This window comes from Aeromicrobium senzhongii, assembly GCF_014334735.1.
In the GTDB taxonomy this organism is placed as follows: Bacteria; Actinomycetota; Actinomycetes; order Propionibacteriales; family Nocardioidaceae; genus Aeromicrobium; species Aeromicrobium senzhongii.
The window spans coordinates 1,445,691-1,469,907 of sequence record NZ_CP060587.1 but is presented as its reverse complement, the minus strand read 5'-3'; the positions used below and the strand labels follow the sequence as shown (position 1 = coordinate 1,469,907).

The following is a 24,217-nucleotide window of genomic DNA, read 5'->3' as shown; positions in this document are numbered from 1 at the left end:
CACCGAAAGGAACCCATCATGGCCACCACCCAACCCACCATCGTCCTGGTCCACGGCGCCTTCGCCGACTCCTCCAGCTGGAACGAGGTGATCGCGACCCTGCGGGGCGACGGCTACCCCGTGATCGCGGCGGCGAACCCGCTGCGGACCCTGCACGGCGACGCCGAGTACCTGCGCACCGTCCTCGACAGCATCGAGGGCCCGATCGTCATCGCCGGCCACTCCTACGGCGGCAGCGTGATGAGCCAGGCGATCGACGGTCACCCCGGCGTGAAGGCGCTGGTCTACGTGGCCAGCTTCATCCTCGAGGAGGGTGAGAGCACCGGAGAGTTCTCGGCCAAGTTCCCCGGCGCAGAGCTGGGGTCGGCGCTGCACCCCGTGCCGGTGGCGACGCCGGACAACGCGGAGGCCGTCGACCTCTACATCGAACAGGAGAAGTTCCATGCAGTCTTCGCCGCCGACGTCCCCGAGGAGGACGCGGCGCTGATGGCCGTCACCCAGCGGCCGATCATCGGCGACGCCCTCGAGGAGAAGGCCACGAAGGCGGGCTGGAGGAACGTCCCGACATGGAACATCGTCACGCTCCAGGACCTCGCCGTCCCGGCCGAGTCGCAGCGGTTCATGGGCGACCGCGCCGGCTCGAAGAACGTCGAGGTCGACGCCTCGCACGCCGTCACGGTCTCACGACCCGAGACCGTCGCGCTGGTCATCGACGAGGCCGCCAAAGCCACCGCCGACTGACGGTGGATGCGGCTGAGTGGTCGGTCCTCCATGCATGCAGCGCGTGGACGACCGGCCAGTCGTCGCGCAAGGGCCGGGCCCAGATCGGTGAGGCGATGCGGTTCGCCATTCTGCAGGGACCGGCGGTCCCTGCAGACCTCCCGCCGCAGCCTCCAGGTTGCGTCCTTCCGCCCAGAACGACGCCAGCGACGTCAGTCCTCCGCAGACAACGGGAAGAAGCCGTACCGCCCCTTCTTCTTTGAACGAGTGAAGGTGTGCAGCAACGCACTTCCGAGGCCAGCGCCCGGTGGCTGCGTGTTCTCGAAAACGATCGCCTGTCCCGAGAACTGATTGCCAAGGTAGCTATAGAACGCATCGGCGACCTGTCCACCAACGAAGTCGACGCTTGTTTCGTCCTCGGGATCCCGGTAGGTGACCAATGGCGAATCAAGCACGACAAATCCTGGATGCGGACGCTCGTTGTCTATGCAGAACTCAGCGAACGAGACCGTAAACGCAGCGTGCAGCAGAGCTCGCATGCCAGCCCCGCGTTCTGCACGCGGACGGCCGCCAACGACCAAGTCCCAGTTCGTCTGGTCAAAGGCCACCGAGTCCACGCCAGGTACTTCCCAGGCCCGAAGGACCAACTCCATCTGCCGCTCGAACTCTGAAAGCGAACCCAACGGCGACGAGCTCGGCTCAGCTTCAGGGGACTCCGTCTCGCCCAGAGTGTCACGAAACTCTTCGATCTCGGCTATCTGGTCCCACCGCGCGACGCGCTCGCGGAGTTGGTTCTGCAAGTCCATCACTTCGCGCATCTCTACGCTGATCGGCGACACTCGTCCGTTCAACTCCGCCAGTTCCGCGACCAGCGCGTCGTGCGACGCTCGCAGGTTGGCGAGGTTCTCCTCATCGGCGGCCAGGTCGACCTGCATGGCACGGAGCGTGTCCTGTAACTGCGATCCGAGGAGACGGATCTTGTCCCTCTCGGACTCAACCAAGCCGCGAAGTACATCTCCCTCGACTTCAGCGTGCTCCCAGGCGGTTGAGGGCGCGCCACAGAACGGACAGGTGTCTTCACCGAAGAAGCCGAGTAGCGAGCCAAGTTCTTCCACCGCGTCCAACCGCTCCAGGTCGGACTGGTACGCCTCACCCAGCAGAGAAAAGCGCGCGATGAGGGTCTGTCGGTCCGAGATGGAGTCGCCGACTTCGCGCAGAGTCCTGGACAATTGGGCCTGCGCGGTTTGTATCCGCTCTGCTTCCGTTGCCGCGCTTGTCAGATTCCCGATCGCGTCTGTGAGGCTTAGGTCGAGCCGCTCAAGCTGTTCCTCAACCTGAGGTCTCTCGAGGCTTGAGCCGGTCTCTTCCTGCAGGCGACCAAGCAGGCGCCCGAGTGCATCTTGCTGCGACTTCGTGCTTTTGGTCCTGTCGCTGGCCGAGGAAATGTCGACAAGGGAAGCGTCGTCGGAGTCCTCAAGAATCACTCGAAATGCTGACCGCTCTTTCGTGCGGCTGGTGAACTGACCAGTCTCTACAGGCGAGTGCGTGGAGATTGCTTCAACCTCGTCCACCATGCATAAGCGAACCACGTCCCTGAAACTCAAACCGACTGTCGCGTTGCTCGCGTTCTTGCGGATTCGTCGGCGACCGATGCCGCTCTTGGCCAAGAGCCAAGCCGAGACGTTCTCATCGTTCTCCGAATGATGTTTTGCCGCCAACTTCTCACCCCCGGCTGTGGGCTCGACCAAGTGAAGGCCGTTGTAAAGCTGGAATGCTCCGCCATTCAGCCCCCGGGACAGCGTCCACTCGGTGCCATCCGCAAGGGTTAGAGCGAGGAGTGCGGTGTCGTAGGCGTCGAGTTCCCTTACGTGCCTAATCGACTTCCCGCCGAGCATGTAGTCGATGGCGTTAAACACGAATGACTTTCCTGTGTCGCTCGCACCGTGGACGACAGTGAGGTCGTCACCGAACTCGACGACCGCCGGAGGGACTCCGCTCCCGACCACAGCGAGCGACCGTAGCGTGATGCTGGTCATCAATCCTCCGTAGTTGAGTCGCGATTTTCGGCATCGCGGCGGTTCGGGACGCTTCTGGCCGCGAGCAGCCCGATCCGGCGATCCAGGTCTATGACACTTGCTTCGCCGAACACCTCTCGGGTCCAGCGGGCGAGCTCGCCGCAGCGACGTGCGTAGGGAGTCTCGAGGAGCTGCAGGAAGGGCCGCGCGCCGTCGGCCGCCCGGACGCCAACTTCCGGTCCCCGGCTCTGAATATCGGCCAGGCCGGCTCGTACGAGCAGTTGCAGGGCAGCGTTGACCTGGCTGCGCTTCACCGAGAGTTCACTTTCGCGCGCCGGCAAGGGTGGGTGCAGACTGGGAGGACCGTCGTAGTCGGCACTGTGAATCAATGCGTGGTCCAGAAGGATCAGCTGTTCCCGACTAAGCGGAACATCCTCGTAGGCGTCCAGCAGAGCGATGACACGAAGTGCCATCTCGATCGGGCCGTTGAGTACCTGGATCATGGCCGCACCCACACCAGACGGTCGACGTTGGCGAGTTGGTGGCAAATGCCGTGGCGATCTTGAATCTCGACACGGGGAAGCAGCGCGTTGGCACCTAGCGCAAGGTTTCCAGCCGTGTTGAGCACAGCCAAGAGACGGGCGTACCCCGAGGAGTAGTCATCGTCATGCACATTTACGACGCCTGCATGCAACTGATCGGCAAGAGCCTCGAACGTTCCGTCCGGAACCTCATCGCGGGCGAACCGCTTGAGCGCCTCGGCGCTGTAGAAGGCAACCCTTTGCCACTGGAGGTGCTCCCGCGCTTGGTCATGGCCCACTACATCCTCAAGCGTGCCCGGGGCCGGCAAGCCGAAGCGTTCGCAGTAGACGTCGACGAGTTGTTCGACGTATCGACTTTCCAGCGCTGCCGGTTCCGCGGGCGGCCGTTCGGCCGGACCACGGCGCGAGAGGGCGACTTGGAATCGCGCGGCGTGGTTGGGATGGCTCGAGTGTTCCTTGACGACGTCTGCGACCGGAATCTCGTTGAAGAGCTGGAAGTTCGTCGTCGCCGCGAGTTCGGCGACTTCATTCCGCTCCTCTTCGGGCTTCGTTGATAACCAAGCCGGCGGGTCATCTTCAAGCAGCTTGAGGAATGATTCTCGAAACTTTGTTGGACTGCTGAGCAACTTCCCAAGCTTGGTGCCGCATCCCTTTGGTGCCACGAAGTAGTACTTTCGCGGCATCACGTAGGCCCCTTTGATAACCCCTCTGAGCACCTTGTAAACCTCGGGGTAGACGTCACTTGGCGTAAGGGAAGCCTGATAGTGCTTGCACTGGTAGTTGTCCCAGACTCCTTCTAACCCATCCGCGTCGGCCAGCCCGGCGACGTCGATCCCTTCGTCGCCTGGCCCGGAAGGGCGTACGAGCCGCGCGTAGCCATCTCGCGTTTGGAGCCACTCGTGGACAAACGACTCCCAGTCTCCTGGCTCGTAGACAGCGACGAGTTGGCGAGGAGAAAGACGGGGAACTACTGGTCCTTCAGCGCCATCAGGCGGCACTGGCAGATCCACGTAGTCCATCGGTCACTTTCTTGAGGTACGGCCTCGCGGCAGGTGTTTGCGGCGACCTTAGTACGTCGCAGCTCCTTGCCGCAGGAGACTCGCGCTGTGCCCGCCCTGCTAACCAGGTGTAACCCGCCACTGGAAAGCCGCGACAAGGGACGGCCGATACTTTGGTAGACCTCACCCATCGCGAGCACTAGTGAGTTCGCATCAGCGGTACGAAGCGCGACTGGGGTGACGTTCGCCTCGGGTGCAAGCTCCAATCGGGCGAGGGTGGTCTCATCGACGTTCGCGTGCCAATCCCAAAACTCGGGCCGTGGACGAGTCCTCATGAGGCAGTCGCTGATCGTGAGCATCGTTCTCGGAGCCGTTGTCATGTCAGTCGGCGAATGGGCAGGGACCGTTAGGCGGGTAACCAGCCAGTCAAGTCTCCATCGATCACTGGAACATCATCGTCCACGAGCCGCTGCCTCAGAGATGGAACCGCACCCATCTGCCTCTGACGCGCCGCACCTCAAAAGCGCGTCGCTTCGCCGAGCGTGCGCATACGCAGGAGGACCCGAGACAAGACGGCGCCGAGCTAGGAAATGAAGGGGTTCGCGAGACAGGCCTCGGGTGTCTGGCTGTAGAACGGGTCGTCCTCGTCAAGTCGGACCCACCACCCACCGACGGTCACGTGGTCGCCAAGTTGATAGGTGCGTCCCTCGCTGGACACGGTGTACGGATCGGACCCGACAGTCGTCCCCGACGGCCAGATCACCACGGCCCTGCCTGACTCGGCTGCCTCGATCAGGGATCGGGGATCGCGGCCACGGACGGGCACGGGAGCCGCGTCGACGATCCCCAGGCAGCCGTCGACGTCGGCCAGTCGTCCGGTGACGGCGTGCTGATGGGCGTCGCCCCCTACCCGGATCAGCACGGCCGGCCCATCTGACGACGTGTGGACGCGAGCGAAGTCCTCATCACCAGCGGCAGTCGCCTTGGAAACGACGACGCTGACCGGCGAGGCCACCACGACGGCCGCCAGGAGAAGGCGCGACGCCGGCACGAGCCTCGAGGTCAACCGGGCAAGAGCCCATGCCACTGCCCATCCCGCGGCAGTACCCATGGCACACAGGATCAGCGTCCCCGAAAGCAGACCCAGGCGTGTGAAGAGGAACGCATAGCTGAGAACAACGGTGAGAACCGAAGCACCCGCCGCGACACGGAAGCCGAACGACAACGACTGGGCGCAGCCCACCACCACGCCCACCAGGAGCGGGACCCACACGACGCTGCTGCGGGTGTCGTCCGACATGAAGAACACCGACCCGTAGCGCGACTCGAGGATCGCGTACGCGACCACGTAGTTGAGCGCCACGCACACACCCAGGCCCACGCCCGGAGGGACCGTGCGGCTCAGACCAGTCAGGACACGGGCGGTCGTCACACGGCCACCTTAGGTTCGTGTGCCGCCCGATGTCCGTCGAATGTGTTCCGGACGAGGCCGTCCACACTCCCGCCCGCGTGATCATTGCGCGACGGGACGCTCGCCGAAGGCCTCGCGTCATAACACCGCTTATGGGCACGCACGCCAGGTGCACATCCGCTCATGCCGAGATTCGATCTTCAGTCGACCACGCGGGTCGAGATCGTCGAGTATCCGCCACCGTCCGGATAGTGCCACGCGCCCGTGAGGGTGTTTCCCTCCTGATCGAACGTGCCCTGGTAGTACGCCAGCGATCCGCGTTCGCCCATCCGGATCGCGAGCGTGTCGTCGAGGACCTCATAGGTGTAGTCGAGGGTCTCTCCCTCCGAGAATCCGTGGTAACGAGACCGGATGTCGACGCTCGGTTCCTCGCCGTACTTGGATTCGTGACCGATGACTTCGAGGCCCTGGTTGCCGCCCAGGTCGACGTGCTGCAGCAGGAAGAACCCTCCCTCGGTCCACTCGTAGATGACCGTGCCCTCAGCCCCACCCGACACGGTCCAGGTGCTTACCAGTTTGTCGAGCGTCTTCAGATCGGTGTTCGGCTGCGTAGCCGAGAGCTTTCCGATCTCGTCATTGTCAGACATGTTCATCACCTCTCACTGGCGGAGTTGGCGGAAGTTGCCTGGGTTGTATGTGGTTAGCGGCGACTAGGTCGGTAGACCAGCTCTTGGGTGCGCCGGTCGAAGGTGCGGCTCTCCAGCAGCTCCAGGTCGAAATCGCCCGCTCCCTTGAGGATGGGACTGGTTCCGGTCCGCCCTGAGATCGCAGGGAAGATCGTGACTTGAAGGCGGTCGACCAGACCTGCGGCCATCAGCGACCAGTTCAGCGACAAGCTGGCCTGTGAGCGCAGAGGGATGTCTGATTCGTCCTTCAGCCTGGAGACAATGTTGACAGCGTCGCCGCTGACGATGGTGGCGTTCGGCCAGCCGAGGGTGTCATGCAGGGTGGAGGAGATGACGGTGGCGGGCATTCGCAGCATCCGAAGGTTCCACTCGTCCTGATTGTTCGGGTCGTCGGCGCGAAACAGAATCTCGGCGTTCTCCCGGAAGGTGGTGGCTCCAAAGATCATCCGTTGCTCGGCGTCGAAGAGAGCGGCGCGGTGGTCGAGCAGCTCAGGTCCCTGCTTGCCCCAGTAGCCGCCCCAGTCGCCCTCCGGGCCGAACGAGCCATAGCCGTCCAGTGTGGAGAAGACGTCCCAGGTGTAGGTCGCGGTCATCGTGTACTCCTCTGCCACGGAAGCGGCGGCTATCTGCTGTGACTTCGACCATCAACTATCCGAGTTGACGAAGCAAGCAGATGTCGCCCCTTCAGCCGCGCGGAACCGCAAGACGGATGTGCGCAGACATGTCCCGAGGCCCAGGCTCAGTGGCGCGCCCGCATCTGCCGCAAGTCGCGCACTCCAGGATCTGCGTCTTACCACCGCGAGTGTCGCGAGCGGGTGTCCGCGCGGAACAGTTGTACGCACATCGTTCTTCAGACCGCACTGCATTCGTCTGGCCTCGTCGTGGAGTACGGCCATGACGAGGAGCGGCGACTTCGCCTCCATGTCCGACAACTGAAACGACCAACGGTCGCCCATTCCACCGCGTGTCGGCCTGTCAGGTCTCTTTGAGTGCGAAGGTGGCCAGCGCGTGCACGAGCGACTTCCCATCCTGCTCCACCTCGGCTTCGCAGATGGTGAGCCTGTCGCCGCGCTTGCGCACCGTGGCAGTGACCGTGAGCGGACCAGGCTTCCCGGGCCGGAGGTAGGTGACCGTGAGCTGACTGGTGGCGGGCGTCTCGTCCTCCACGACGCTGAGGATGGCTGCGCCCATCGTCGTGTCGACCAAGGTGGCGAGCATGCCGCCGTGAACCGTGCCAGCCGGATTGAGATGACGTTCATCGGCATCCATCGTCAACGTCGCTTGTCCGTCGGCTGCCTCAGGGGAAGGGGCGCCGATCATCGTGAGAAAGCCGTGTTTGGTGTCAGTCACGAGGTCTCTGTACCCGTGACCCCCACAAAGATGCGTTCGCAACGGGATGTGGCGCGGCACGTCCGCGCCTGGGTCACCGGGCAGCGGACTCGGGCGAGCCAACTCTCCTCACCGCGGGCGCCCCGGTAGCGTCCGAGGGTGGCCACTACTCGCCGATCCAGTGCTCGTCGGCGCAGCCCCTCGACCCGACGTGGCAAGCCGCGGCAGCAACCGCGCCCGTTGCCGGCGGCCGGACCGGGTGAGCGGGTATGGGTGCTCGACGTCCCCTACGGGACCCAGGTCGACGGTGCCACGTGGCATCCGGCGGTCAAGACCCATCTCCACGTCGGGCGCGGGCTGCCCGCGCACCTCGCGCCCTACTCCCCCGGGCCGTACACGCTCGGTCGATTCATCGAGAACTCGCTGAACCCCGGCGATCCGACGCCTCAGCCCGAGGCAACGGGTGACCTGGAGCCCCGGCAGATTCAGTACGAAGCAGCCGACGCGATCGCCGCGCGGGCCGCAGCGGGCGGGCGGCAGTTCCTGCTCGCCGACGAGCCGGGTGTCGGCAAGACGATCTCGGCCGTCCTCGGCGCGACGGCGGTGGGCGACCTCCGAGGTGCTCAGCGGGTCCTCGTCGTGGCCGACCGGCCCGCTGCGATCACCATCGGCCACTGGTGCCGCACCATCACAGCACTGGGCGACGGCGGCCTCGAGTGGGTGGTGATCACCTGGGACCGTCTGGAGAAGGTCAAGGACCACCCCTGGGACGTCATCATCGCGGACGAGGCCCACGCGCTGCGACGCACGACGACGAAGCGGTGGAAGCTCTGGGCGCGGATCTCCGGGCACGGGCGGCCGCACGACCAGGCGCCGTTCGTCATCGCGACGACCGCGACACCCGGGCACACGCCGCTCGAGCTGCCCTACCTCGCTCCGGCCTACGCGCAGGTGCTCGGTGAGCCGATGAAGGAGTGGACCTCGGCCACACAGCCCGGAGCCGCGTTCGCCACCGCGCTCGAGCGCCACGGCGTCGGGGTGGAACGTGGACGCTACGGCGCGACCTGGACCACCGATCCGGCCCGGCGCGCGGCCGATCTCAAACTCGTGCGCGGCTGGCTGGCCGAGGAGCAGCCGCCCGCGATGCTGCACCGCGCCGCGCCGTGGGGACCGGTGCCGATCTCCGGCATGCCCGTGACGCTCACCCCGACGGAGCGAAGTGCCTATGAGGCCGAGTGGGGCGAGTTCTGCCGCGAGATGGACATCGCCCGACGCGGCCGCAGCGTCGCGAAGGGCCGCTCCGCGCTGCTGCGCTTCCGGCAGAAGGCCGGACTGATCCGCGTCGACTCGACCGTCGCCTGGATCGCCCAGCAGGTCGAGGCCGAGCGCCAGGTCGCGTGCTCCGTCGAGTTCGTCGCCACCGCCGCCGACCCGATCGCCGACCGGCTGCGCGACAGCGGCATCGAGGTCGCCACCATCTACGGCCGCGACCGGTTCGACGTCGAGGCCGAGCGGCTCCGGTTCCAGACCGGGCAGGCGAAGGTCTGCGTGTTCACGACGGTCGCTTCGATCAGCCTGCACGCCGGCGAGACCCTGGCCGACGGCAGCCAGGCGAGCACGGACCCACGGGTCGGCGTCTTCCACCAGGCGCGCTTCTCGGGCATCGCCGGACGCCAGGTGACCGGACGGACGCACCGCGACCACCAGGTCTCGCCGTGGCACATCGCCTACGCCGAGGGCACCGTCGAGGAACAGGTCGGCAAGGTCATGGTCGAGCGGATCGCCGCCGCCTCCGACACGGCCGGCAGCGACACCACCGGCCTGTCCGAACTCGCCGAGCTGCTCGGGGCCGACTGGCTCCCGCCCACGACCCTGACCGAGGAAGGCGCCTGAATCCGGATCCTCTGACCTCTTGACGTGTGACCGGGCTCACATCAAGTTGGAACGTAACATCGCTCCCCGGAGGGCCCCATGAAATCCCTGACCATTCCCCTCGGTGCCCTGGTCCTGGTGGCCGGACTCAGTCTCTCCACCCTGCCCGCGGCGAGCCAACCCGCGGCAGCCCCACCACAGAGCGACGCCCTCGAGGTGTACGTCGTCGAAGGCCCCACCGCGAACCTCGGGCAACTCGGTGAGCTGGGCATCGACACCCAGCACGTGATGCAGGAGAGCGCCGGGGCCGGGAAGGTACGCCTCGAGCTCATCGTCACGGGCCGCCAGGCGGCCAAGGTCCGCGACGCGGGCTTCCAGGCCAAGGTCAAGCAAGTCGACGGCAAGAAGGCCTCGCAGGCTGCCCGCGCCCAGCAGCGGGCCGGCTACTCGGTCTACCGCTCCTGGAGCGAGGACGGCGGCATCGCGGACGAGCTTCGCGCCACCGCGGCCGCGAATCCCCGCATCGCCAAGCTCGTCCGCATCGGTCGGACCGTCCAGGGCAAGGAGATCCTCGCCCTCAAGGTCACCAAGAACGCCCGGAACATGAGGGACGGCTCGCGCAAGGCCGTGTTGTACGGCGGCGCACAACACGCCCGCGAGTGGATCACCCCCGAGATGGTGCGCCGGCTGATGCACCACTTCCTGGACGGTTACGGCACCGACGCGCAGATCACCCGGCTGGTGAACACCACCGAGCTGTGGTTCCTGCCGGTGTCCAACCCCGACGGCTACGACCTCACCTTCACCGAGGGCAACCGCCTGTGGCGCAAGAACGTGCGCGACAACAACGGCGACGGCGCCATCACGCCCGGCGACGGCGTGGACCCGAACCGCAACTTCAAGACCAAGTGGGGCTGGGACAACGAGGGCTCCTCCCCCGACCCGACCAGTGAGACGTACCGCGGGCCGAGCGCCGGCTCCGAGCCGGAGACCAAGGCGCTCGACTCACTGTTCAGGAAAGTCGGCTTCGAGTTCTACATCAACTACCACTCGGCCGCCGAGCTCCTCCTCTACGGCATCGGCTGGCAGGTCTCCACTCCATCCCCCGACGACGTGATCAACGTGGCCATGGCCGGCGACGACGCCGAGCCGGCCGTCCCGGGCTACGACCCGGACATCTCCGCGGAGCTCTACACCACCAACGGAGACACCGACACGCACGCGACCGTGAAGTACGGAACCCTCGGCTTCACCCCCGAGATGACGACCTGCGAGACGGTCTCCGATTCGGTCCCGGACGACGAGTGGGTGAGTGAGGACTGCGTCAGCGGCTTCAACTTCCCCGACGACGAGGAGCTCATCCAGGCCGAGTTCGAGAAGAACATCCCCTTCGCACTGGCCACGGCCGCCTCGGCCCAGGATCCGGACGACCCGGTCTCGGTCGTCGGACGTGACACCCCGGCGCTGGTGGCCGACCCCTTCTCCGTGTCGCACGGCAGGACGCAGCCGGTTGCAGTGACCGCGAAGCGCGCCCTCAAGGATCTGCGGCTGCGCTACCGGATCAACCGTGGTCGCACGCAGTCGGTGAAGGTGCGCGAGTGGAGGGGCGGCGAGCGCTACGGCGACACCCACGACGACTACTACGCGGAGTTCCGCGGGAAGGTGGAGCGTACCCGTCCGGGTGACTCGGTCGAGGTGTGGTTCACCGGCACCGAGCCGCGCTCCCGTCACCACGGCAGCCGCGGCAGGCACGGCGGCGGGAAGGGCACCAGCGTCAGCAGCACGCCGTTCACCTATCGAGTGGCGAACGACATCGGAGGCGACGTGCTGATCCTGGCCGCCGAGGACGTCACCGGCATCAGTCCGGTCCAAGGCGTCGCCAGCGCGAAGTACGCCGACGAGTACGCCGCTGCGCTCACCGCCGCCGGGTACTCCTCGGACGTCTACGACGTGGACGTCAACGGCCGGGTCGCTCCCCATCACCTCGGGGTGCTGTCCCACTACGACGCGATCGTCTGGGAGTCCGGGGACGACATCATCACCCGCGCCGTCGAGCAACCCGGCGGCACCGCGGCCAAGCTGGCCAACGACCTCGAGCTGACCGTCCGCGACTACCTCAACGAGGGTGGCAAGGCGCTGGTCACCGGCCAGTACAACCAATACGGCCAGGCGACCGCGGCGTCGTACTTCTTCAGTCCGACCGCACCACCGGAGTGCACCGTGCGCGCCGAACCCTGCCTAACGCTGGAGAACGACTTCCAGCAGTACTGGCTCGGCGCCTACAACTACGTCAGCGACGGTGCCACCGGCGAGGACGGACCGTACGGCGTGCGGGGTGAGGACGGCGGACCGTTCGCCGGCTTCGCCAGCGCCCTCAACGGCGGGGACTCCCCCGACAACCAGGAGCACACGGCTTCGTTGCTGTCCACGTCCAGCTTCCTGCCCCCCGACGAGTTCCCCCAGTTCAGGAGCTCCGCTCCGCTGAAATGGGACCGGCCCGGAGCGGCTCCGTTCGATCCGGTCGACGGCGACTGGTACGCCTTCAGCCAGGTGGCGGACCAAGGCTGGAAGCGGCTCGCCCGCACGGTCGACCTGACCGGTGCGACGTCGGGTGCGCTGCAGTTCCAGGTCTCGTACGACACCGAGACCGACTGGGACTTCCTCGTCGTCGAGGCCCGCGAGGTCGGCACCGAGAACTGGACGACGCTCCCGGAGACCAACGGCCACACGACACAGTCCACGGGCGCAGCGTGCCCGGAGGGCTGGGTGGACATCCACCCGCAGGTCGCGCACTACCAGGGCGCGGACTGCTCGCCGACGGGTTCCACCGGGGAGTGGAACGCGGCGACCGGAAGCAGCAACGGCTGGCAGGACTGGAACCTCGACCTGACGCCGTTCGCCGGCAAGCAGGTCGAGGTGTCGATCAGCTACATCAGCGACTGGGTCACCCAGGGTCTCGGCGTGTTCGTCGACGATGCCCACGTCATCGTGGACGGCGCCGAGACGACGGCGACGTCCTTCGAGACCGACCTGGGCGGCTGGACCACCCCGCCGGCGCCCGAGGGATCCCGCCAGACCAACACCTGGGAGCGTTCGCAGCGGGCGTTCGAAGAGGGTTCGGCGACACTGACCAAGGACACCGTGTTCACCGGTTTCGGCGCCGAAGGGCTCCAGACCGCCGCGCAACGGGCGGAGTTCGTCGAGCGGGTGATGGCGCACCTGCTCGACTGAGGCAGGCAGACTGCAGGGGTGTCCGACCCGCTGAGCCGTCTGCTCGCCGCACCGCCCGACCTCCCGGTCACTGCGGGCCTGCCCGCTCTCGACGAGGCGCTCCGCGCCAGCGGCATCGCCGTGGTCCACGCTCCCCCCGGCACCGGCAAGACGACCCTGGTCCCGCCCGCGGTCGCGAACGTCGTCGCTGGACGGGTCGTCGTCACGCAACCGAGTCGCATCGCGGCCCGCGCCGCTGCCCGCCGGTTGGCGCACCTGCTGGGTGAACAGGTCGGCGAGACCGTCGGATACTCCGTCCGCGGAGACCGGCGCACCAGTCGACGCACGCGGGTCGAGATCGTCACGACCGGACTGCTGTTGCGGCGGATCCAGCACGATCCGGAGTTGGCCGGCGTGGGCGCCGTCGTCCTCGACGAGGTGCACGAGCGCCATCTCGACGCCGACCTGACCCTGGCCCTGCTCGTCGACATCCGGGCCAACCTCCGCGAGGACCTCGCCCTGGTGGCGATGTCGGCCACCATCGAGGCCGAACGGACGGCCGCGCTGATCGGTGGCGCTCCGGTGATCAGCGTCCCCGGTGCCCTGCACCCCGTGGAGACGGTCTGGTGTCCGCTGCCGCCGGGATCGCGCCGCACCGACGATCGCGGCATCACTCCCGCCTTCCACGACCACGTCGCCGCGACCGTGCGCCGGGCTCTGGCCGAGCACGAGGGTGACGTCCTGGTCTTCGTGCCGGGTGTCGCCGAGGTCGACGCGACCATGCGTCGTCTCACCGGCGTCGACGCCGACGTGCATCCCCTGCACGGACGTCTGTCCGGCGCCGAGCAGGACCGTGCGCTCACCGAGGGCCCACGTCGCCGCGTGATCGTCTCGACCGCCGTCGCCGAGTCGTCGCTGACGGTGCCCGGCGTGCGTGTCGTGGTGGATGCCGGATTCTCGCGCGAGCCCCGCACCGACCACCGTCGCGGACTGGCCTCCCTCGTCACCGTCGCCGTGAGCCGGGCAGCGGCCGAGCAGCGCGCGGGCCGCGCCGGCCGCCTGGGTCCGGGCGCCGTGCTGCGGTGCTGGTCCAAGGCGGAGCACGCGCACCTGGCCGCTCACCCCGAGCCCGAGATCGCCACCGCCGACCTGACCGCCTTCACTCTCGAGGTGGCGTGCTGGGGAACGGACGACGTGCGCGACCTGGCGCTGCTCGACCAGCCGCCGGAGCACGCCATGTCGGCCGCTCGGCAGGTGCTGCTGGACCTCGGAGCGATCACCGAGGACGGACGCGCCACGGCCCGAGGCCGGGTCATCGCCGGCGTGCCCGTCGACCCCCGGTTGGCTCGGGCCCTCATCGACGGTGCCGGCCTCGTCGGGACGAGGCGGGCCGCCGAGGTCGTGGCGATGCTCAGCGAGGACGTCCGGGCTCCCGGCGCCGACCTGGTGGCTGCGCTCCGCTCGTTGCGCGCGGGCCACCGGGCGGGCGGGTGGCGCACCCAGGTGACCCGGCTCGAGGCCATCGCGAAGGAGCATGGCGCCGAGAAGCGCGGCGCGGCACTGACCGATGACGTGGCGGTGGGTCTGGTGGTCGCGCTGGCACACCCGGACCGGATCGCGCGGAAGCGCTCCGGCTCCTCCAGCTACCTGATGACCTCCGGCACGGGCGCGGCGCTCGATCAGCGCGACCCCGGTCCTCTGGCCGGCCTGGAGTGGCTCGCGATCGGCGATGCCGATCGCCGGTCCGGGCAGCGTGAGGCCCGGATCCGGTCGGCTGCCCCGCTGACCGAGGACCTCGCGCTGGAGGCTGCCGGCTCGCTGTGGACCGAGGTGGACGAGGTCAGCTGGACCGGCGGGCGGGTGCTGGCGCGCCGACGCACGCTGCTGGGCGCGATCGAGCTCGGCTCCGTCCGGCTCAGCGACCCGCCAGCCGAGGCCGTGACCGAGGCCATCCGACAGGCACTGGAGACAGAAGGCATCGGTCTCTTCACCTGGTCCGAGGCGGCCACGGCGCTGCGTGCTCGTCTCGACTTCCTTCACCGCGCACTGGGCGACCCGTGGCCCGACGTGAGCGACGAGGCGCTGACGGAGAACCTCCGGTCGTGGCTGGGACCGCAGCTGGCGCGGGTCCGATCGGCGCAGGACCTCCGCCGCATCGACATCCTCGGCGCCCTGCGGGCGCTGTTGCCATGGCCCGAGGCGAGCCGGCTCGACGAGTTGGCGCCGGAGCGCGTGGAGGTCCCCAGCGGATCGGTCGTGCGGATCGACTACTCCCAGGAGCAACCGGTGCTCGCGGTCAGGCTCCAGGAGGTCTTCGGCTGGTCCTCGGCGCCCGCCCTCGCCGGTGGCCGGGTGCCGCTCCTGCTGCACCTGCTCTCCCCCGCCCGCCGCCCGGCAGCGATCACGGCCGACCTCGATTCCTTCTGGGACACCGGTTACCCGGCCGTGCGCGCAGACCTGCGCGGGCGGTACCCCAAGCACTCCTGGCCCGACGATCCCCGCAGCGCTCCCGCCACCCGACGGACCAACACGCCCCGCGCTCGAAGGTGAGCCGCCGCCAGCAGAGCCTCGGCTAGGTTCGTGCCACCATGACGGACTTCATCACCGACGACGCGCCGGTCGCCGTGCGTCGTGCGACCGCCTTCGAACCCACCCGCCGGACGTGGCTCGCCATCGCCTCGGTTCCGGCGATGTGGCTCTTCTACTGGGGCGAGTCAGTCGTGCGGGACTGGTCCGTCCCGTTGTCGCTCCTGCTCTTCCTCGGCGGCGCGTGTCTGCTCGTGGCAACGCTGTTGCCGCTGATGGCCAACCGGGCCGATGGCAGCAACCTCGCGGGCCTGGGAATCACGCGCCACCGGTGGCGCTGGGCGCTGCTGATCGCCGTGGTCTCGATGGGCAGCCTGCCTGCGTTGCTCGACCGGGCCAGCGGCGCCGGCGTGGATCCGGTCACGCACCTGCTCTACAACCTCACCGTCCTGTGGGAACCGCTCTTCCTGTTCGGCTGGCTGCAGCTCAGCTTCGAGCGAGCGTTCGGCTACCTGTGTGCTCCCGTGCTGACCGCCCTCGCGTTCGGCGTCTATCACCTGGGCTCCGTACCCGTGGGCACCGCGCTCGGCTTCGCCGCGGTCGGACTGGTCCTGGGCGCGGTCTTCGCCCTCACCAACAACCTGCTGTCGATGTGGCCGTTGACCTGGGCCATCAGCTCGGGGATCGGCAGCATCGATGCAGGCTTGAGCTTCGGTCGCGGCGAAGTGGTGGCCGGCATGACCGTCCTGGCCGCCCAACTCGTGATGTTCGCCGTTGTTGCGTCGTCGGGTCGCAAGACCCGAGCACGGCGCGCCGCACCTGGAGCATCGTCAGCGGACCGCTGAGCAGCGGGATCACGGCGAGGACCTCCGACCGTCCGAGCCCGCCCCCGCTCGCTCAGGCCCCGAACTCCTGCTCCAACGCCGCCAGGATGTCGGGCGCAGCCTCGAAGAACGGGTCCTGCCCCTCGTCGCCGATCTGGATCAGCGCGAGGTCGGTGAACCCTGCCTCGGCGAACGGCCGCACGGCCTCGATCACCGCGTCGATGTCGTTGCCGCAGGGGATCTGGTCGGCCACGTCCTCGGGCCGGACGAACTGGGTGGCCGCGTCGAACGCCGACGGTCCCGGGAGCTCGGCGTTGACCTTCCAGCCACCGGCGAACCACCGGAACTGCTCATGGGCCCGAGCGACGGCCCGGTCGGCGTCGGTGTCCCACGAGATCGGCAGCTGACCCACCTTGCGAGCCGGCGTCATCGCGCGGGTCGCCTCGTCGAACGCCGTGGCCGCATCGCCGTCGGGCTCGACCGCGATCATGAAATCGGCCCACGGAGCAGCGACCTCGATCGACTGGGGCCCGCTGACCGCGACGCCCATCGGCACCCGCGACTCCGGCAGGTCCCAGAGCTTCGCCGAGTCGACCCGGTAGTGGTCACCGACGAAGTTGACGTACCCGCCGTCGAGGAGGGCACTGATGATCTGGAGCGCCTCGGAGAACCGCTCGTGGCGCACGTTGACCGGGTCCCAGCCCTCGCCGACGACATGCTCGTTGAGGTTCTCCCCCGCACCCAGGCCCAGCGAGAAGCGTCCCTCGCTCAGAGCCCCGAGGGTCGCGGCCTGCTGCGCCACCACCGCCGGGTGATAGCGCCCGATCGGGCACGTCACGTACGTCATCAGCTCGAGCGTCTGCGTCGCCTGGGCGACCGCTCCGAGGGTCACCCACGCGTTCGGGCTGTGACCCTGTTCCTTGAGCCACGGGTTGAAGTGGTCGCTCATGACGGCGAAGGGGAACCCCGCCTCCTCGGCGGCCTGGGCGTACGACACCAGTTTCGTCGGCGGGGACTGCTCGCACATGAGGGTGCATCCGATGGAGAGGCTCATGGTGCTCGTGTACCCGGGACAGCACGTCTCACTCTCGGCCACCGAGGTCGCGGCCGCCTCGGACCAGCCCGGTCCCGTACCGTGGGGTGGTGAAGCCCCAGACGCCGGTCCGCATCTCCATCGTCAACGACTACGACGTGGTGGTTCAGGGCCTGGCGCGCATGTTCGAGCCGTTCAAGGATCGGATCCAGGTGGTGGAGGTCTCCACCAATCAGCCCGGCCGCGAACGGGTGGACATCGCGCTCATCGACTCGTTCGCACAGACGCGCGACATCAACGAGGTCCTGGCCGCCGCGAACGCGGAGCGGTACGTCTTCTACAGCTGGAGCCTGAAACCCGAGCTCATCGAGACGTGGTCACGGTTCGGGGTGATCGACTTCCTCGACAAGAGACTGACGGCCGAGGAGCTGGCCGACGCGCTCGAGCGGATCGCTCGTGGCGAGAGCGGCGTCGTCAGCTCCGACTATCCGGCGTCGCCCGACGCGGACCTCGGACAGTGGCCCGGCCGCGAGTACGGGTTGAGTGCCCGTGAGTCCGAGGTGATCGCGCTGATCACCCAGGGCTTCGGCAACGAGGAGATCGCCGCACGCACCTTCACCAGCATCAACACCGTGAAGACGAACATCCGGACGGCCTATCGCAAGATCGGCGTGGACAGTCGGACTCGGGCGGTCCTCTGGGGTGTCGATCACGGGTTTCGACCTGACGCCATCAAGGCCGCACGGCCTGACGCAGCGAGCGAGTGATCCACCCCGCCCGCCTCCGGCAGTGATTCACCCTTAAGGGTGAGGTGTGGGCCCGGCGCGAAAGCCTAGGTTGGCACCGGTGATGCGCGGAGGGGCCGCAACTGCGGCTCCCGGTCTCGCCTGATGGGACGCCACGGTCCAGCCTCGAGAGGCTCGACGTCGGCTTCGGACGTCGATCGGATGGAGACACGCCACATGGCGGCTGACACGATGCGCTCCCCCGCGCCCTCGGCGCGGGCGGCGGCACTCACGTCATTGGCTGCCCTGGCCGCAGAGAGCATCCCCGGTGTCGACTTCGCCAGCATCACCGTCCACGTCGACGGTGGCTTTCGGACCGTCGCGGCCACCGATGCGTTGGCGAACGAGTGCGACCAGCTCCAGTACGACGTCGGCGAGGGCCCTTGCGTCGCTGCGGTCACCCACGAACGCCTGGTCCTGGTCAACGACCTGGTCCATGCGGAGCCCTTCAGCCACTACGGCCCGCTCGCAGCCAGACGCGGCGTCGGTTCCCAGGCCGCCGTCCAGCTCACCCACACCGATCAGGTCGCCGGGCTGAACCTCTACTCCCGCCGACGTGGCGCCTTCGACGAGTTGACCACGCACCTCGTCGAGCTCTTCGCCAGCTACGGCGCCGTCCTGCTCCGTTCGGCGCACCAGGTGGAGCACCTGAGCAGGGCCGTCGACTCTCGGCAGGACATCGGCGCCGCGGTCGGCATCCTCATGGAACGCTACGGACTCGATTGGGACCGAGCGTTCGGCTTTCTCGTACGCAACTCGCAGCATCGCAACGTCAAGCTCCGAGTGCTGGCCCAACAGGTCCTCGACGGCTCGTTCCGGGTCGAGAGCCAAGACGATCCTCACCCCCGTTCCGGCGGCGGGATCAGGCTCGCCTCCCAGGACTTGGCGGCCGGCTAGAACTCACCCCGGGCATCCGAGTGGTCCCGGAGATCGGCATACTGGCACCTGTCGGTCTCGGCAGAGACCGGCGTCGCGGATGTGGTGTAGTGGCAGCATGCTTCCCTTCCAGGGAATGGGTCGAGGTTCAAATCCTCGCGTCCGCTCCACCGGCCGGCCTAGAGGACGGTGACGATCCTGTACCGGTCGCCCAGCTCGCGGCGCAGATCGCGAAGCAGTCTCTGGGTCACCTCCGGGTCCGGCCCCGGCAGGTGATTCACCCGGTGGTCCGGCTCGGCCTCGACCGCCCATGCGCGCAGCCGCTCGGCCATCGCATCGGACAGCATCGGCCAGTCGCTGCGGTCGCTGCCGCCGTCATCGGTCCACAGCGGCCAGTCGCACCCGTACTCCCCCATGAGCCTGACCTCGTTGACGCCGGGGCTGCGTTGCACCACGACATCCCACTCCCCGCCGAGACGAAGGCGCAGTGAGATCTCGATGCGATCGAGGACTGCGAGGAACTCGCGCCGACTGGGCTCGTCGCGCCAACCGACGGCGACGAGCGCCGCCTGATCGCTCAGGCGGCGTGGCCACCCACTGGCCGCCCCGGGCCGACCAGTCCGGGACGAACCTGACGGACAGGCGATGACGCGCCATTCTCTCCCCCTCCCGTCGACCTGCTCATCATGCCCGGCGAAGTGTCGAGGGGTGGTCGAGTTGCAGCACCGAGACGAAGATTGACCCGTGCTCGGACTCGAGATGGTCGTCCTGCTGGGAATCGCCCTCGTGGTGTGCGGCGCGCTCGCCCGCCGCTACCCGATCGCCCCGGCGATCCTGCTCGTGATCGCCGGCATCCTCATCGGGTTCGTGCCCCACCTACGTCATGCCCATCTGCCGCCCGAGGTCATCCTCCTGGTCTTCCTGCCCGCGATTCTCTACTGGGAGAGCCTGACCACCTCGCTGCGCGAGATCCGCAACAACCTGCGGGTGGTGGTGCTCACCAGCACGGCGCTGGTGTTGGCCACCGCAGGAGCGGTCGCAGCGACCGCTCACGCGCTGGGCATGCCGTGGGGTCCCGCGTGGGTGCTCGGCGCCGCACTCGCCCCGACCGACGCGACTGCGGTGGGCGTGCTGGCGCGCAACCTGCCGCGCCGGACCGTCACGACACTGCGCGCCGAGAGCCTCGTGAACGACGGCACGGCGCTGGTGCTCTACGGACTCGCCGTGGGCGTCACCGTCGGTGAGGAGACCTTGACCGGCTGGCACGTCACGTGGCTGCTCGTGGTCTCCTACGGCGGCGGCGTCCTGGCCGGCGGTGTCGTCGGCCTGCTCAGCTGGCAGATCCGCCGCCGGATGGACGACCCGATGCTCGAGGGCATCGCGATGCTCGTCACGCCGTTCGCCGCCTTCCTCGCGGCCGAGCTCATCGAGGCGTCCGGCGTGCTGGCCGTCGTGGCCTGCGGCCTGTTCATCAGCCAGGTCGCGCCACGGATCACGACAGCGGCCACCCGGCACCTCGTGACCCCGTTCTGGACACTCTCGACGACGGTGCTGAGCAGCGCCCTGTTCGTGCTGATCGGGCTCGAGGCCCAGTCCGCCTTCCGTGGCCTGTCGAGCACGACCCTGCAACGCGCGTGGCTGGACATCCTGCTGGTCACCGCCGTCGTCATCGGGGTGCGTTGGGCATGGATCTACACGACCCCGTACCTGATCCGGGCCGTCGACCGGCGTCCCTCCCAGCGCGAGCGTCGGGTCAGCGCGCGCCAGCGCACGGTCAGTGCAACTGCCGGCTTCCGCGGAGCGATCTCCCTCGCCGCGGTGCTGGCGGTCCCTCGGACCCTCGAGTCCGGTGCGCCCTTCCCCGACCGCGACCTGATCGTGGTGATCGCCTGCGGCGTCATCGTGCTGAGCCTGTTGCAGGCGTTGGTGCTGCCCGCCGTCGTCCGTTACGCCCGGTTGCCCAGCGACCAGTCCGTGATCGACGAGATCCAGCTCGCCGAGGTCTTCACCCTGGACGCGGCGATCGAGGCCCTCGACGACGCTGCTGCCGATCTCGGCGTCGACGGGCACGTGACCGAGCGGGTCCGGAAGGAGCTCGACAAGCAGCGACGACTCGTGGACGCCGAAGGCGCCGGCGACGACCCGCTCGTCCAGCACACCAGCGAGTACACCAGCCTGTCGCTCGCACTGCTCGCGCTGCGGCGCGACGCGCTCCTGCAGCTGCGCGACGAGCGGCGGATCGACGACATCGTGCTGCGTCAGGTGCAGGCCCGACTGGACATCGAGGAGGTGCGGTTCACCCGCGCCGCTCCCCCGGAGTGAGGTGGCGAGGCGGGCGACTCAGAGCGGCGCGACCATCCGCATCGACTCATCCCAGAGTCGCCGCCCGAGCTCGCCGTCGTGGGCCTCGGGCGCCGACTTCGCGGGCTTCTTCTTCTCGTAGTACTGACCGCGCTCCCAGTCCGTGCCGGGCGTCGACGTGGCGAGCCAGACGAGCTGCTCCGCCCCGCGCTCGGGCGAGATCGTGAAGAGCTTGCTCACCATCGGCGTGTGGTAGACGAAGTTCAGCGGCGACTTCGTGCCGTGGGCGAAGTTGGAGCCGACCAGGCCGGGATGGAACGCCGCGGCCGAGATCCCTTGGTCGCGGTGGCGCCGGTCCAGCTCTCGGGTGAACAGGATGTTCTCCAGCTTCGTGTTCCCGTACGCCCGCTGGCCTCCGTCGTGCCTCGTGTTCTGCAGGTCGTCGATGTCGAAGTCACTGAAAAGTCTCGCCGCGATCGACGCGGTCTGGATGACGGTGGCGCGGCTCTCGATCAGCTGTGGAAGCAGCAGTTGCGTCAGGAGGAACCCGGCGAGGTGGTTCACCTGGAAGGTCTTCTCGAACCCGTCCACGGTCATGGTCCGGTGGTCCGTCAACGCGCCGGCGTTGTTCGCCAGGACGTCGATGCGCGGGTAGGCCTCGGCGAGCTCTGCCCCGAGGCGTCGGACCTGGGCCAGGTCGGCGTAGTCGGCGAGATGGAACGGGACTCCCAACTCCTCGGCCACGGTGCGCGTCTTGTCCGGGTCCCGTCCCACGATGGCCACCCGATGACCGTGATCGCTGAGAGCTTGAGCGGCCGCGGCGCCGACCCCGTCGCTGGCTCCGGTGATGACGATCGTCTTCTGCTCCATGTCATGAGGAGTACCCGGATTCGACAGAGGAACGCTCCCCGGTCCTTCCGGCTCACCCGGCTTCCACCCTGGCGGTGACATTGCCGTCGAGCTGCGCGATCCGCTTCGCGGCGTCACCGTCGAGGCGCCCCAGGACCACGATGCCGTCGAAGTAGGACTGGTCGCCGTAGTAGAGGACCAGGTCACGGCCGGGCGCGTAGTAGCCGAGGTCCCCCACGTCCGGGTCCGCTCCCTCGGGCTGGCCGGCCAACGACAGCGGCGACGGCAGCGGACCGGTCTTCTCCACACCACCGTGGTCGACCATGTCGATCGTCACGGGCAGCTGGGCCAGCAGATCGTCCGCTGCTGCACTGTCGTCGAGGGTCGCGGTGAATCGTTCGTCGCCGATGGTGATGCGGATCTGCATGATGTTCTCCTGGGCTTCGGTGGTGGGAGTGCGGATGGCGGTGGAACGCTCCGCAGCGCTGTTGTTCGTCCCGTCCGGCGTCCCGTTGGACGTCCCGCACGCCGCCACCACCGCAGGCAGGGCGACAGCCGCCAGAACGAGGACCGCCACGCGACTGACCGCGATGGTCCTCACTGCGTGACTCTCCCCGACTCATGCATCGCCGCACCCCGCATCGTGGCTCCCGCCCGCGCGACACCGAGCGGCGCCACACCTTCGAGTCAACCCCGCAGTCACAGGGACTTCCAGCCGGTCCGCGAGGGAGTACGCTGCCGCGCACGATGATCGCGTAGGAGACGGAATGCACGACAGCGAGGAAGACCGCGGCGATACTCACCGTCGTGGTGTCCGGTTCGACGAGGGATGGCACCTGTTCGCGAGCGGTTTCGGGTCGGTCGTCCTCGCCTCCGTCTGCGCGCTCCTGGCCGGCCCCTTCTTCGAACTGGCACTGGGCTCGGCGCTCGTCGCTCTGGCGCTCTTCGTGTTCTGGACGATGTCCCCGCAACGACACGGGTGGGATCGAGGTTCGGCCCGTCAGCTGATGACCTGGCTGCTCGGCGCGCTGCTGGGCGCGGCCGTGGTCTGGTACCTGTTCTTCATGCCTGACTTCTGACGTGCGTCGCTGCGCCCATCCGCACGGCTCGACCACGCTCGGGCCTATCCTCCACGTGTGCCCGACCGCAGCGCCATGACCGACATCCGGACGACTCGCCTGCTGCTGCGCCCGTGGCGCCAGTCCGACCTCGAGCCGTGGGCCGCCATGAACGCCGACCCCGAGGTTCGAGAACACCTCGGCGGCCCGTTGACCCGGTCTCAGAGCGACTCCTCGGTCGCGAGGTTCCAAGCCGACTTCGCTCAGCGCGGCTACGGCTGGTGGGCGGTCGAGGAGCAGGCGACCGGTGCGTTCATCGGCTTCGCGGGACTGGATCAGGTCGATGAGCACCTGCCGTTCAGCGGCGTCGAGATCGGTTGGCGGTTGGCCCGCTCCGCGTGGGGCCAGGGCTACGCCACGGAAGCCGCAATCGCCACCCTCACTTTCGCCTTCGAGTCCCTCGACCTGCGTGAGGTCCTCGCCATCACCACCGTGGACAACGTCCGTTCGCAGCTCGTGATGCAGCGCATCGGCATGACCCGAGATCCGGCCGACGACTTCGACGACGCGAGTGCCCCGGACGGCCCACCGGTGCGCCACGTGCTCTACCGGATCACTCGGCCGGCGCCATGAGTCGTGACCGAGGTTGACCTATCCTCCACGTGTGCCCGACCAAGCCCTCGAACTCAGCTTCGAGCCCTCGTCCGATGCTGCGGTCGTGGCCCAGTGGGAGGCGTTGAAGGCGGCCGGCATCCCGTCGCAGGCGGACCACCGGTCGATGACCAATGCGCCGCACCTCACGCTGGTGGCAGCCGTCGGGATCGCGCCGGCAGTGGTGGACGCCGCGCGCGACGCGATCGGACCGTTTTTGCCAGCACGCATCGGAGTGCGAGGACTCGTCCTGTTCGGCCAAGGCCCTCGCGTGACCATCGCCCACCTGATCGAGCCTGATCCGGCACTCGCGGCTGCCACGGCACGCATCCGCGAGCTGGTCCCGACCGGGCGGCATCCCGTCTGGACTCCGCACGTCACCTTGGCGCGACGTGTCCCCCGGCGCCTGCTGCCGGCTGCCCTCGAGGTCCTGGAGTCCACCGAGGCGCCGGTCGAGCTGACCTGCGACCGCCTCCGCTGGTGGGACCCGTCCCAGGACCTGATCGAGGACCTCGCGACCACGTGACGCGA

22 protein-coding genes and 1 tRNA gene are annotated in these 24,217 nt (G+C 68.0%); 12 read left to right on the top strand and 11 right to left on the bottom strand.

Annotation, left to right across the window (positions count from 1 at the left end; translation table 11 throughout):
• Positions 1–18: 18 nt before the first annotated feature.
• On the top strand, positions 19–741 hold the full coding sequence (locus H9L21_RS07405; protein WP_154595062.1) for an alpha/beta fold hydrolase: 723 nt from the start codon (positions 19–21) through the stop codon (positions 739–741).
• A gap of 191 nt (positions 742–932) precedes the next feature.
• Here H9L21_RS07405 and H9L21_RS07400 read toward each other — a convergent pair whose 3' ends face one another.
• The 7 genes from H9L21_RS07400 to H9L21_RS07370 form a co-directional block, all read right to left on the bottom strand.
• Positions 933–2,756, bottom strand: a complete 1,824-nt coding sequence (locus H9L21_RS07400) for an ATP-binding protein (protein ID WP_154595063.1) — start codon at positions 2,754–2,756, stop codon at positions 933–935.
• The gene (locus H9L21_RS07395; protein ID WP_154595064.1) at positions 2,756–3,238 is read right to left on the bottom strand and encodes an ABC-three component system middle component 2; all 483 of its coding nucleotides are present in this window, start codon (positions 3,236–3,238) and stop codon (positions 2,756–2,758) included. Before H9L21_RS07395 ends, H9L21_RS07400 begins: the two co-directional genes overlap by 1 nt.
• Positions 3,235–4,296 (bottom strand): ABC-three component system protein, encoded by a 1,062-nt coding sequence (locus tag H9L21_RS07390; protein ID WP_154595065.1) that lies wholly within the window; start codon positions 4,294–4,296, stop codon positions 3,235–3,237. The genes H9L21_RS07395 and H9L21_RS07390 overlap by 4 nt, the downstream gene beginning before the upstream one ends.
• A gap of 562 nt (positions 4,297–4,858) precedes the next feature.
• Positions 4,859–5,638 carry a hypothetical protein gene (locus H9L21_RS07385; RefSeq protein WP_154595066.1) on the bottom strand — a complete coding sequence of 260 codons (780 nt, stop codon included), beginning with the start codon at positions 5,636–5,638 and terminating at the stop codon, positions 4,859–4,861.
• 248 nt (positions 5,639–5,886) lie between these two features.
• Complete coding sequence (locus H9L21_RS07380; RefSeq protein WP_187411908.1) at positions 5,887–6,333, bottom strand: hypothetical protein; 447 nt, start codon at positions 6,331–6,333, stop codon at positions 5,887–5,889.
• A gap of 53 nt (positions 6,334–6,386) precedes the next feature.
• Positions 6,387–6,965 (bottom strand): dihydrofolate reductase family protein, encoded by a 579-nt coding sequence (locus H9L21_RS07375; protein ID WP_154595068.1) that lies wholly within the window; start codon positions 6,963–6,965, stop codon positions 6,387–6,389.
• Positions 6,966–7,347: 382 nt separating this feature from the next.
• Positions 7,348–7,722, bottom strand: a complete 375-nt coding sequence (locus H9L21_RS07370; RefSeq protein WP_222865876.1) for a PaaI family thioesterase — start codon at positions 7,720–7,722, stop codon at positions 7,348–7,350.
• 252 nt (positions 7,723–7,974) lie between these two features.
• Between H9L21_RS07370 and H9L21_RS07365 the strand changes: the two genes are divergently transcribed.
• The 4 genes from H9L21_RS07365 (at position 7,975) to H9L21_RS07350 (ending at position 16,154) form a co-directional block, all read left to right on the top strand.
• The gene (locus tag H9L21_RS07365; RefSeq protein WP_222865875.1) at positions 7,975–9,594 is read left to right on the top strand and encodes a DEAD/DEAH box helicase; all 1,620 of its coding nucleotides are present in this window, start codon (positions 7,975–7,977) and stop codon (positions 9,592–9,594) included.
• A gap of 78 nt (positions 9,595–9,672) precedes the next feature.
• Complete coding sequence (locus H9L21_RS07360) at positions 9,673–12,804, top strand: M14 family metallopeptidase (protein ID WP_154595069.1); 3,132 nt, start codon at positions 9,673–9,675, stop codon at positions 12,802–12,804.
• An 18-nt stretch (positions 12,805–12,822) separates the two neighbouring features.
• Positions 12,823–15,333 (top strand): ATP-dependent helicase HrpB, encoded by a 2,511-nt coding sequence (gene hrpB / locus H9L21_RS07355; RefSeq protein WP_222865874.1) that lies wholly within the window; start codon positions 12,823–12,825, stop codon positions 15,331–15,333.
• A gap of 38 nt (positions 15,334–15,371) precedes the next feature.
• Positions 15,372–16,154 (top strand): CPBP family intramembrane glutamic endopeptidase, encoded by a 783-nt coding sequence (locus H9L21_RS07350; RefSeq protein ID WP_154595070.1) that lies wholly within the window; start codon positions 15,372–15,374, stop codon positions 16,152–16,154.
• A 52-nt stretch (positions 16,155–16,206) separates the two neighbouring features.
• Here H9L21_RS07350 and H9L21_RS07345 read toward each other — a convergent pair whose 3' ends face one another.
• The gene (locus tag H9L21_RS07345; RefSeq protein ID WP_154595071.1) at positions 16,207–17,187 is read right to left on the bottom strand and encodes a TIGR03557 family F420-dependent LLM class oxidoreductase; all 981 of its coding nucleotides are present in this window, start codon (positions 17,185–17,187) and stop codon (positions 16,207–16,209) included.
• 89 nt (positions 17,188–17,276) lie between these two features.
• Here H9L21_RS07345 and H9L21_RS07340 point away from each other — a divergent pair, with 89 nt between their 5' ends.
• The 3 genes from H9L21_RS07340 to H9L21_RS07330 all read left to right on the top strand — a co-directional run bounded on the left by H9L21_RS07340 (position 17,277) and on the right by H9L21_RS07330 (position 18,997).
• Positions 17,277–17,933, top strand: coding sequence for a response regulator transcription factor (locus H9L21_RS07340; RefSeq protein WP_255467441.1), 657 nt, complete (start codon positions 17,277–17,279; stop codon positions 17,931–17,933).
• A 195-nt stretch (positions 17,934–18,128) separates the two neighbouring features.
• The gene (locus H9L21_RS07335) at positions 18,129–18,848 is read left to right on the top strand and encodes a GAF and ANTAR domain-containing protein (protein WP_187411906.1); all 720 of its coding nucleotides are present in this window, start codon (positions 18,129–18,131) and stop codon (positions 18,846–18,848) included.
• 75 nt (positions 18,849–18,923) lie between these two features.
• Positions 18,924–18,997 (top strand) — tRNA-Gly (locus H9L21_RS07330).
• A 9-nt stretch (positions 18,998–19,006) separates the two neighbouring features.
• On the opposite strand, the gene H9L21_RS07325 is transcribed toward H9L21_RS07330, so the two are convergent.
• Positions 19,007–19,282 carry a hypothetical protein gene (locus tag H9L21_RS07325; protein WP_154595073.1) on the bottom strand — a complete coding sequence of 92 codons (276 nt, stop codon included), beginning with the start codon at positions 19,280–19,282 and terminating at the stop codon, positions 19,007–19,009.
• A gap of 289 nt (positions 19,283–19,571) precedes the next feature.
• Here H9L21_RS07325 and H9L21_RS07320 point away from each other — a divergent pair, with 289 nt between their 5' ends.
• Positions 19,572–21,149, top strand: a complete 1,578-nt coding sequence (locus H9L21_RS07320; protein WP_187411905.1) for a Na+/H+ antiporter — start codon at positions 19,572–19,574, stop codon at positions 21,147–21,149.
• A gap of 18 nt (positions 21,150–21,167) precedes the next feature.
• Here H9L21_RS07320 and H9L21_RS07315 read toward each other — a convergent pair whose 3' ends face one another.
• Both H9L21_RS07315 and H9L21_RS07310 read right to left on the bottom strand, forming a co-directional pair.
• The gene (locus H9L21_RS07315; RefSeq protein ID WP_154595074.1) at positions 21,168–21,998 is read right to left on the bottom strand and encodes an SDR family NAD(P)-dependent oxidoreductase; all 831 of its coding nucleotides are present in this window, start codon (positions 21,996–21,998) and stop codon (positions 21,168–21,170) included.
• 52 nt (positions 21,999–22,050) lie between these two features.
• Positions 22,051–22,578 (bottom strand): cyclophilin-like fold protein, encoded by a 528-nt coding sequence (locus H9L21_RS07310; protein WP_255467428.1) that lies wholly within the window; start codon positions 22,576–22,578, stop codon positions 22,051–22,053.
• 166 nt (positions 22,579–22,744) lie between these two features.
• Between H9L21_RS07310 and H9L21_RS07305 the strand changes: the two genes are divergently transcribed.
• From H9L21_RS07305 to H9L21_RS07295, 3 genes are read left to right on the top strand one after another with little or no spacing between them, the layout of a single operon-like run.
• Complete coding sequence (locus H9L21_RS07305; RefSeq protein ID WP_154595075.1) at positions 22,745–23,056, top strand: hypothetical protein; 312 nt, start codon at positions 22,745–22,747, stop codon at positions 23,054–23,056.
• A 57-nt stretch (positions 23,057–23,113) separates the two neighbouring features.
• The gene (locus H9L21_RS07300) at positions 23,114–23,668 is read left to right on the top strand and encodes a GNAT family N-acetyltransferase (protein WP_255467425.1); all 555 of its coding nucleotides are present in this window, start codon (positions 23,114–23,116) and stop codon (positions 23,666–23,668) included.
• 31 nt (positions 23,669–23,699) lie between these two features.
• Complete coding sequence (locus H9L21_RS07295) at positions 23,700–24,212, top strand: 2'-5' RNA ligase family protein (protein WP_187411904.1); 513 nt, start codon at positions 23,700–23,702, stop codon at positions 24,210–24,212.
• Positions 24,213–24,217 lie beyond the last annotated feature (5 nt).

Bases quoted from the DNA above. Each gene is read 5' to 3' on its own strand.
- H9L21_RS07405 (WP_154595062.1), top strand. From the start codon at position 19: ATGGCCACCACCCAACCCACCATCGTCCTGGTCCACGGCGCCTTCGCC.
- H9L21_RS07400 (WP_154595063.1), bottom strand. From the start codon at position 2,756: ATGACCAGCATCACGCTACGGTCGCTCGCTGTGGTCGGGAGCGGAGTC.
- H9L21_RS07395 (WP_154595064.1), bottom strand. From the start codon at position 3,238: ATGATCCAGGTACTCAACGGCCCGATCGAGATGGCACTTCGTGTCATC.
- H9L21_RS07390 (WP_154595065.1), bottom strand. From the start codon at position 4,296: ATGGACTACGTGGATCTGCCAGTGCCGCCTGATGGCGCTGAAGGACCA.
- H9L21_RS07380 (WP_187411908.1), bottom strand. From the start codon at position 6,333: ATGTCTGACAATGACGAGATCGGAAAGCTCTCGGCTACGCAGCCGAAC.
- H9L21_RS07375 (WP_154595068.1), bottom strand. From the start codon at position 6,965: ATGACCGCGACCTACACCTGGGACGTCTTCTCCACACTGGACGGCTAT.
- H9L21_RS07360 (WP_154595069.1), top strand. From the start codon at position 9,673: ATGAAATCCCTGACCATTCCCCTCGGTGCCCTGGTCCTGGTGGCCGGA.
- H9L21_RS07350 (WP_154595070.1), top strand. From the start codon at position 15,372: ATGACGGACTTCATCACCGACGACGCGCCGGTCGCCGTGCGTCGTGCG.
- H9L21_RS07345 (WP_154595071.1), bottom strand. From the start codon at position 17,187: ATGAGCCTCTCCATCGGATGCACCCTCATGTGCGAGCAGTCCCCGCCG.
- H9L21_RS07335 (WP_187411906.1), top strand. From the start codon at position 18,129: ATGGCGGCTGACACGATGCGCTCCCCCGCGCCCTCGGCGCGGGCGGCG.
- H9L21_RS07315 (WP_154595074.1), bottom strand. From the start codon at position 21,998: ATGGAGCAGAAGACGATCGTCATCACCGGAGCCAGCGACGGGGTCGGC.
- H9L21_RS07305 (WP_154595075.1), top strand. From the start codon at position 22,745: ATGCACGACAGCGAGGAAGACCGCGGCGATACTCACCGTCGTGGTGTC.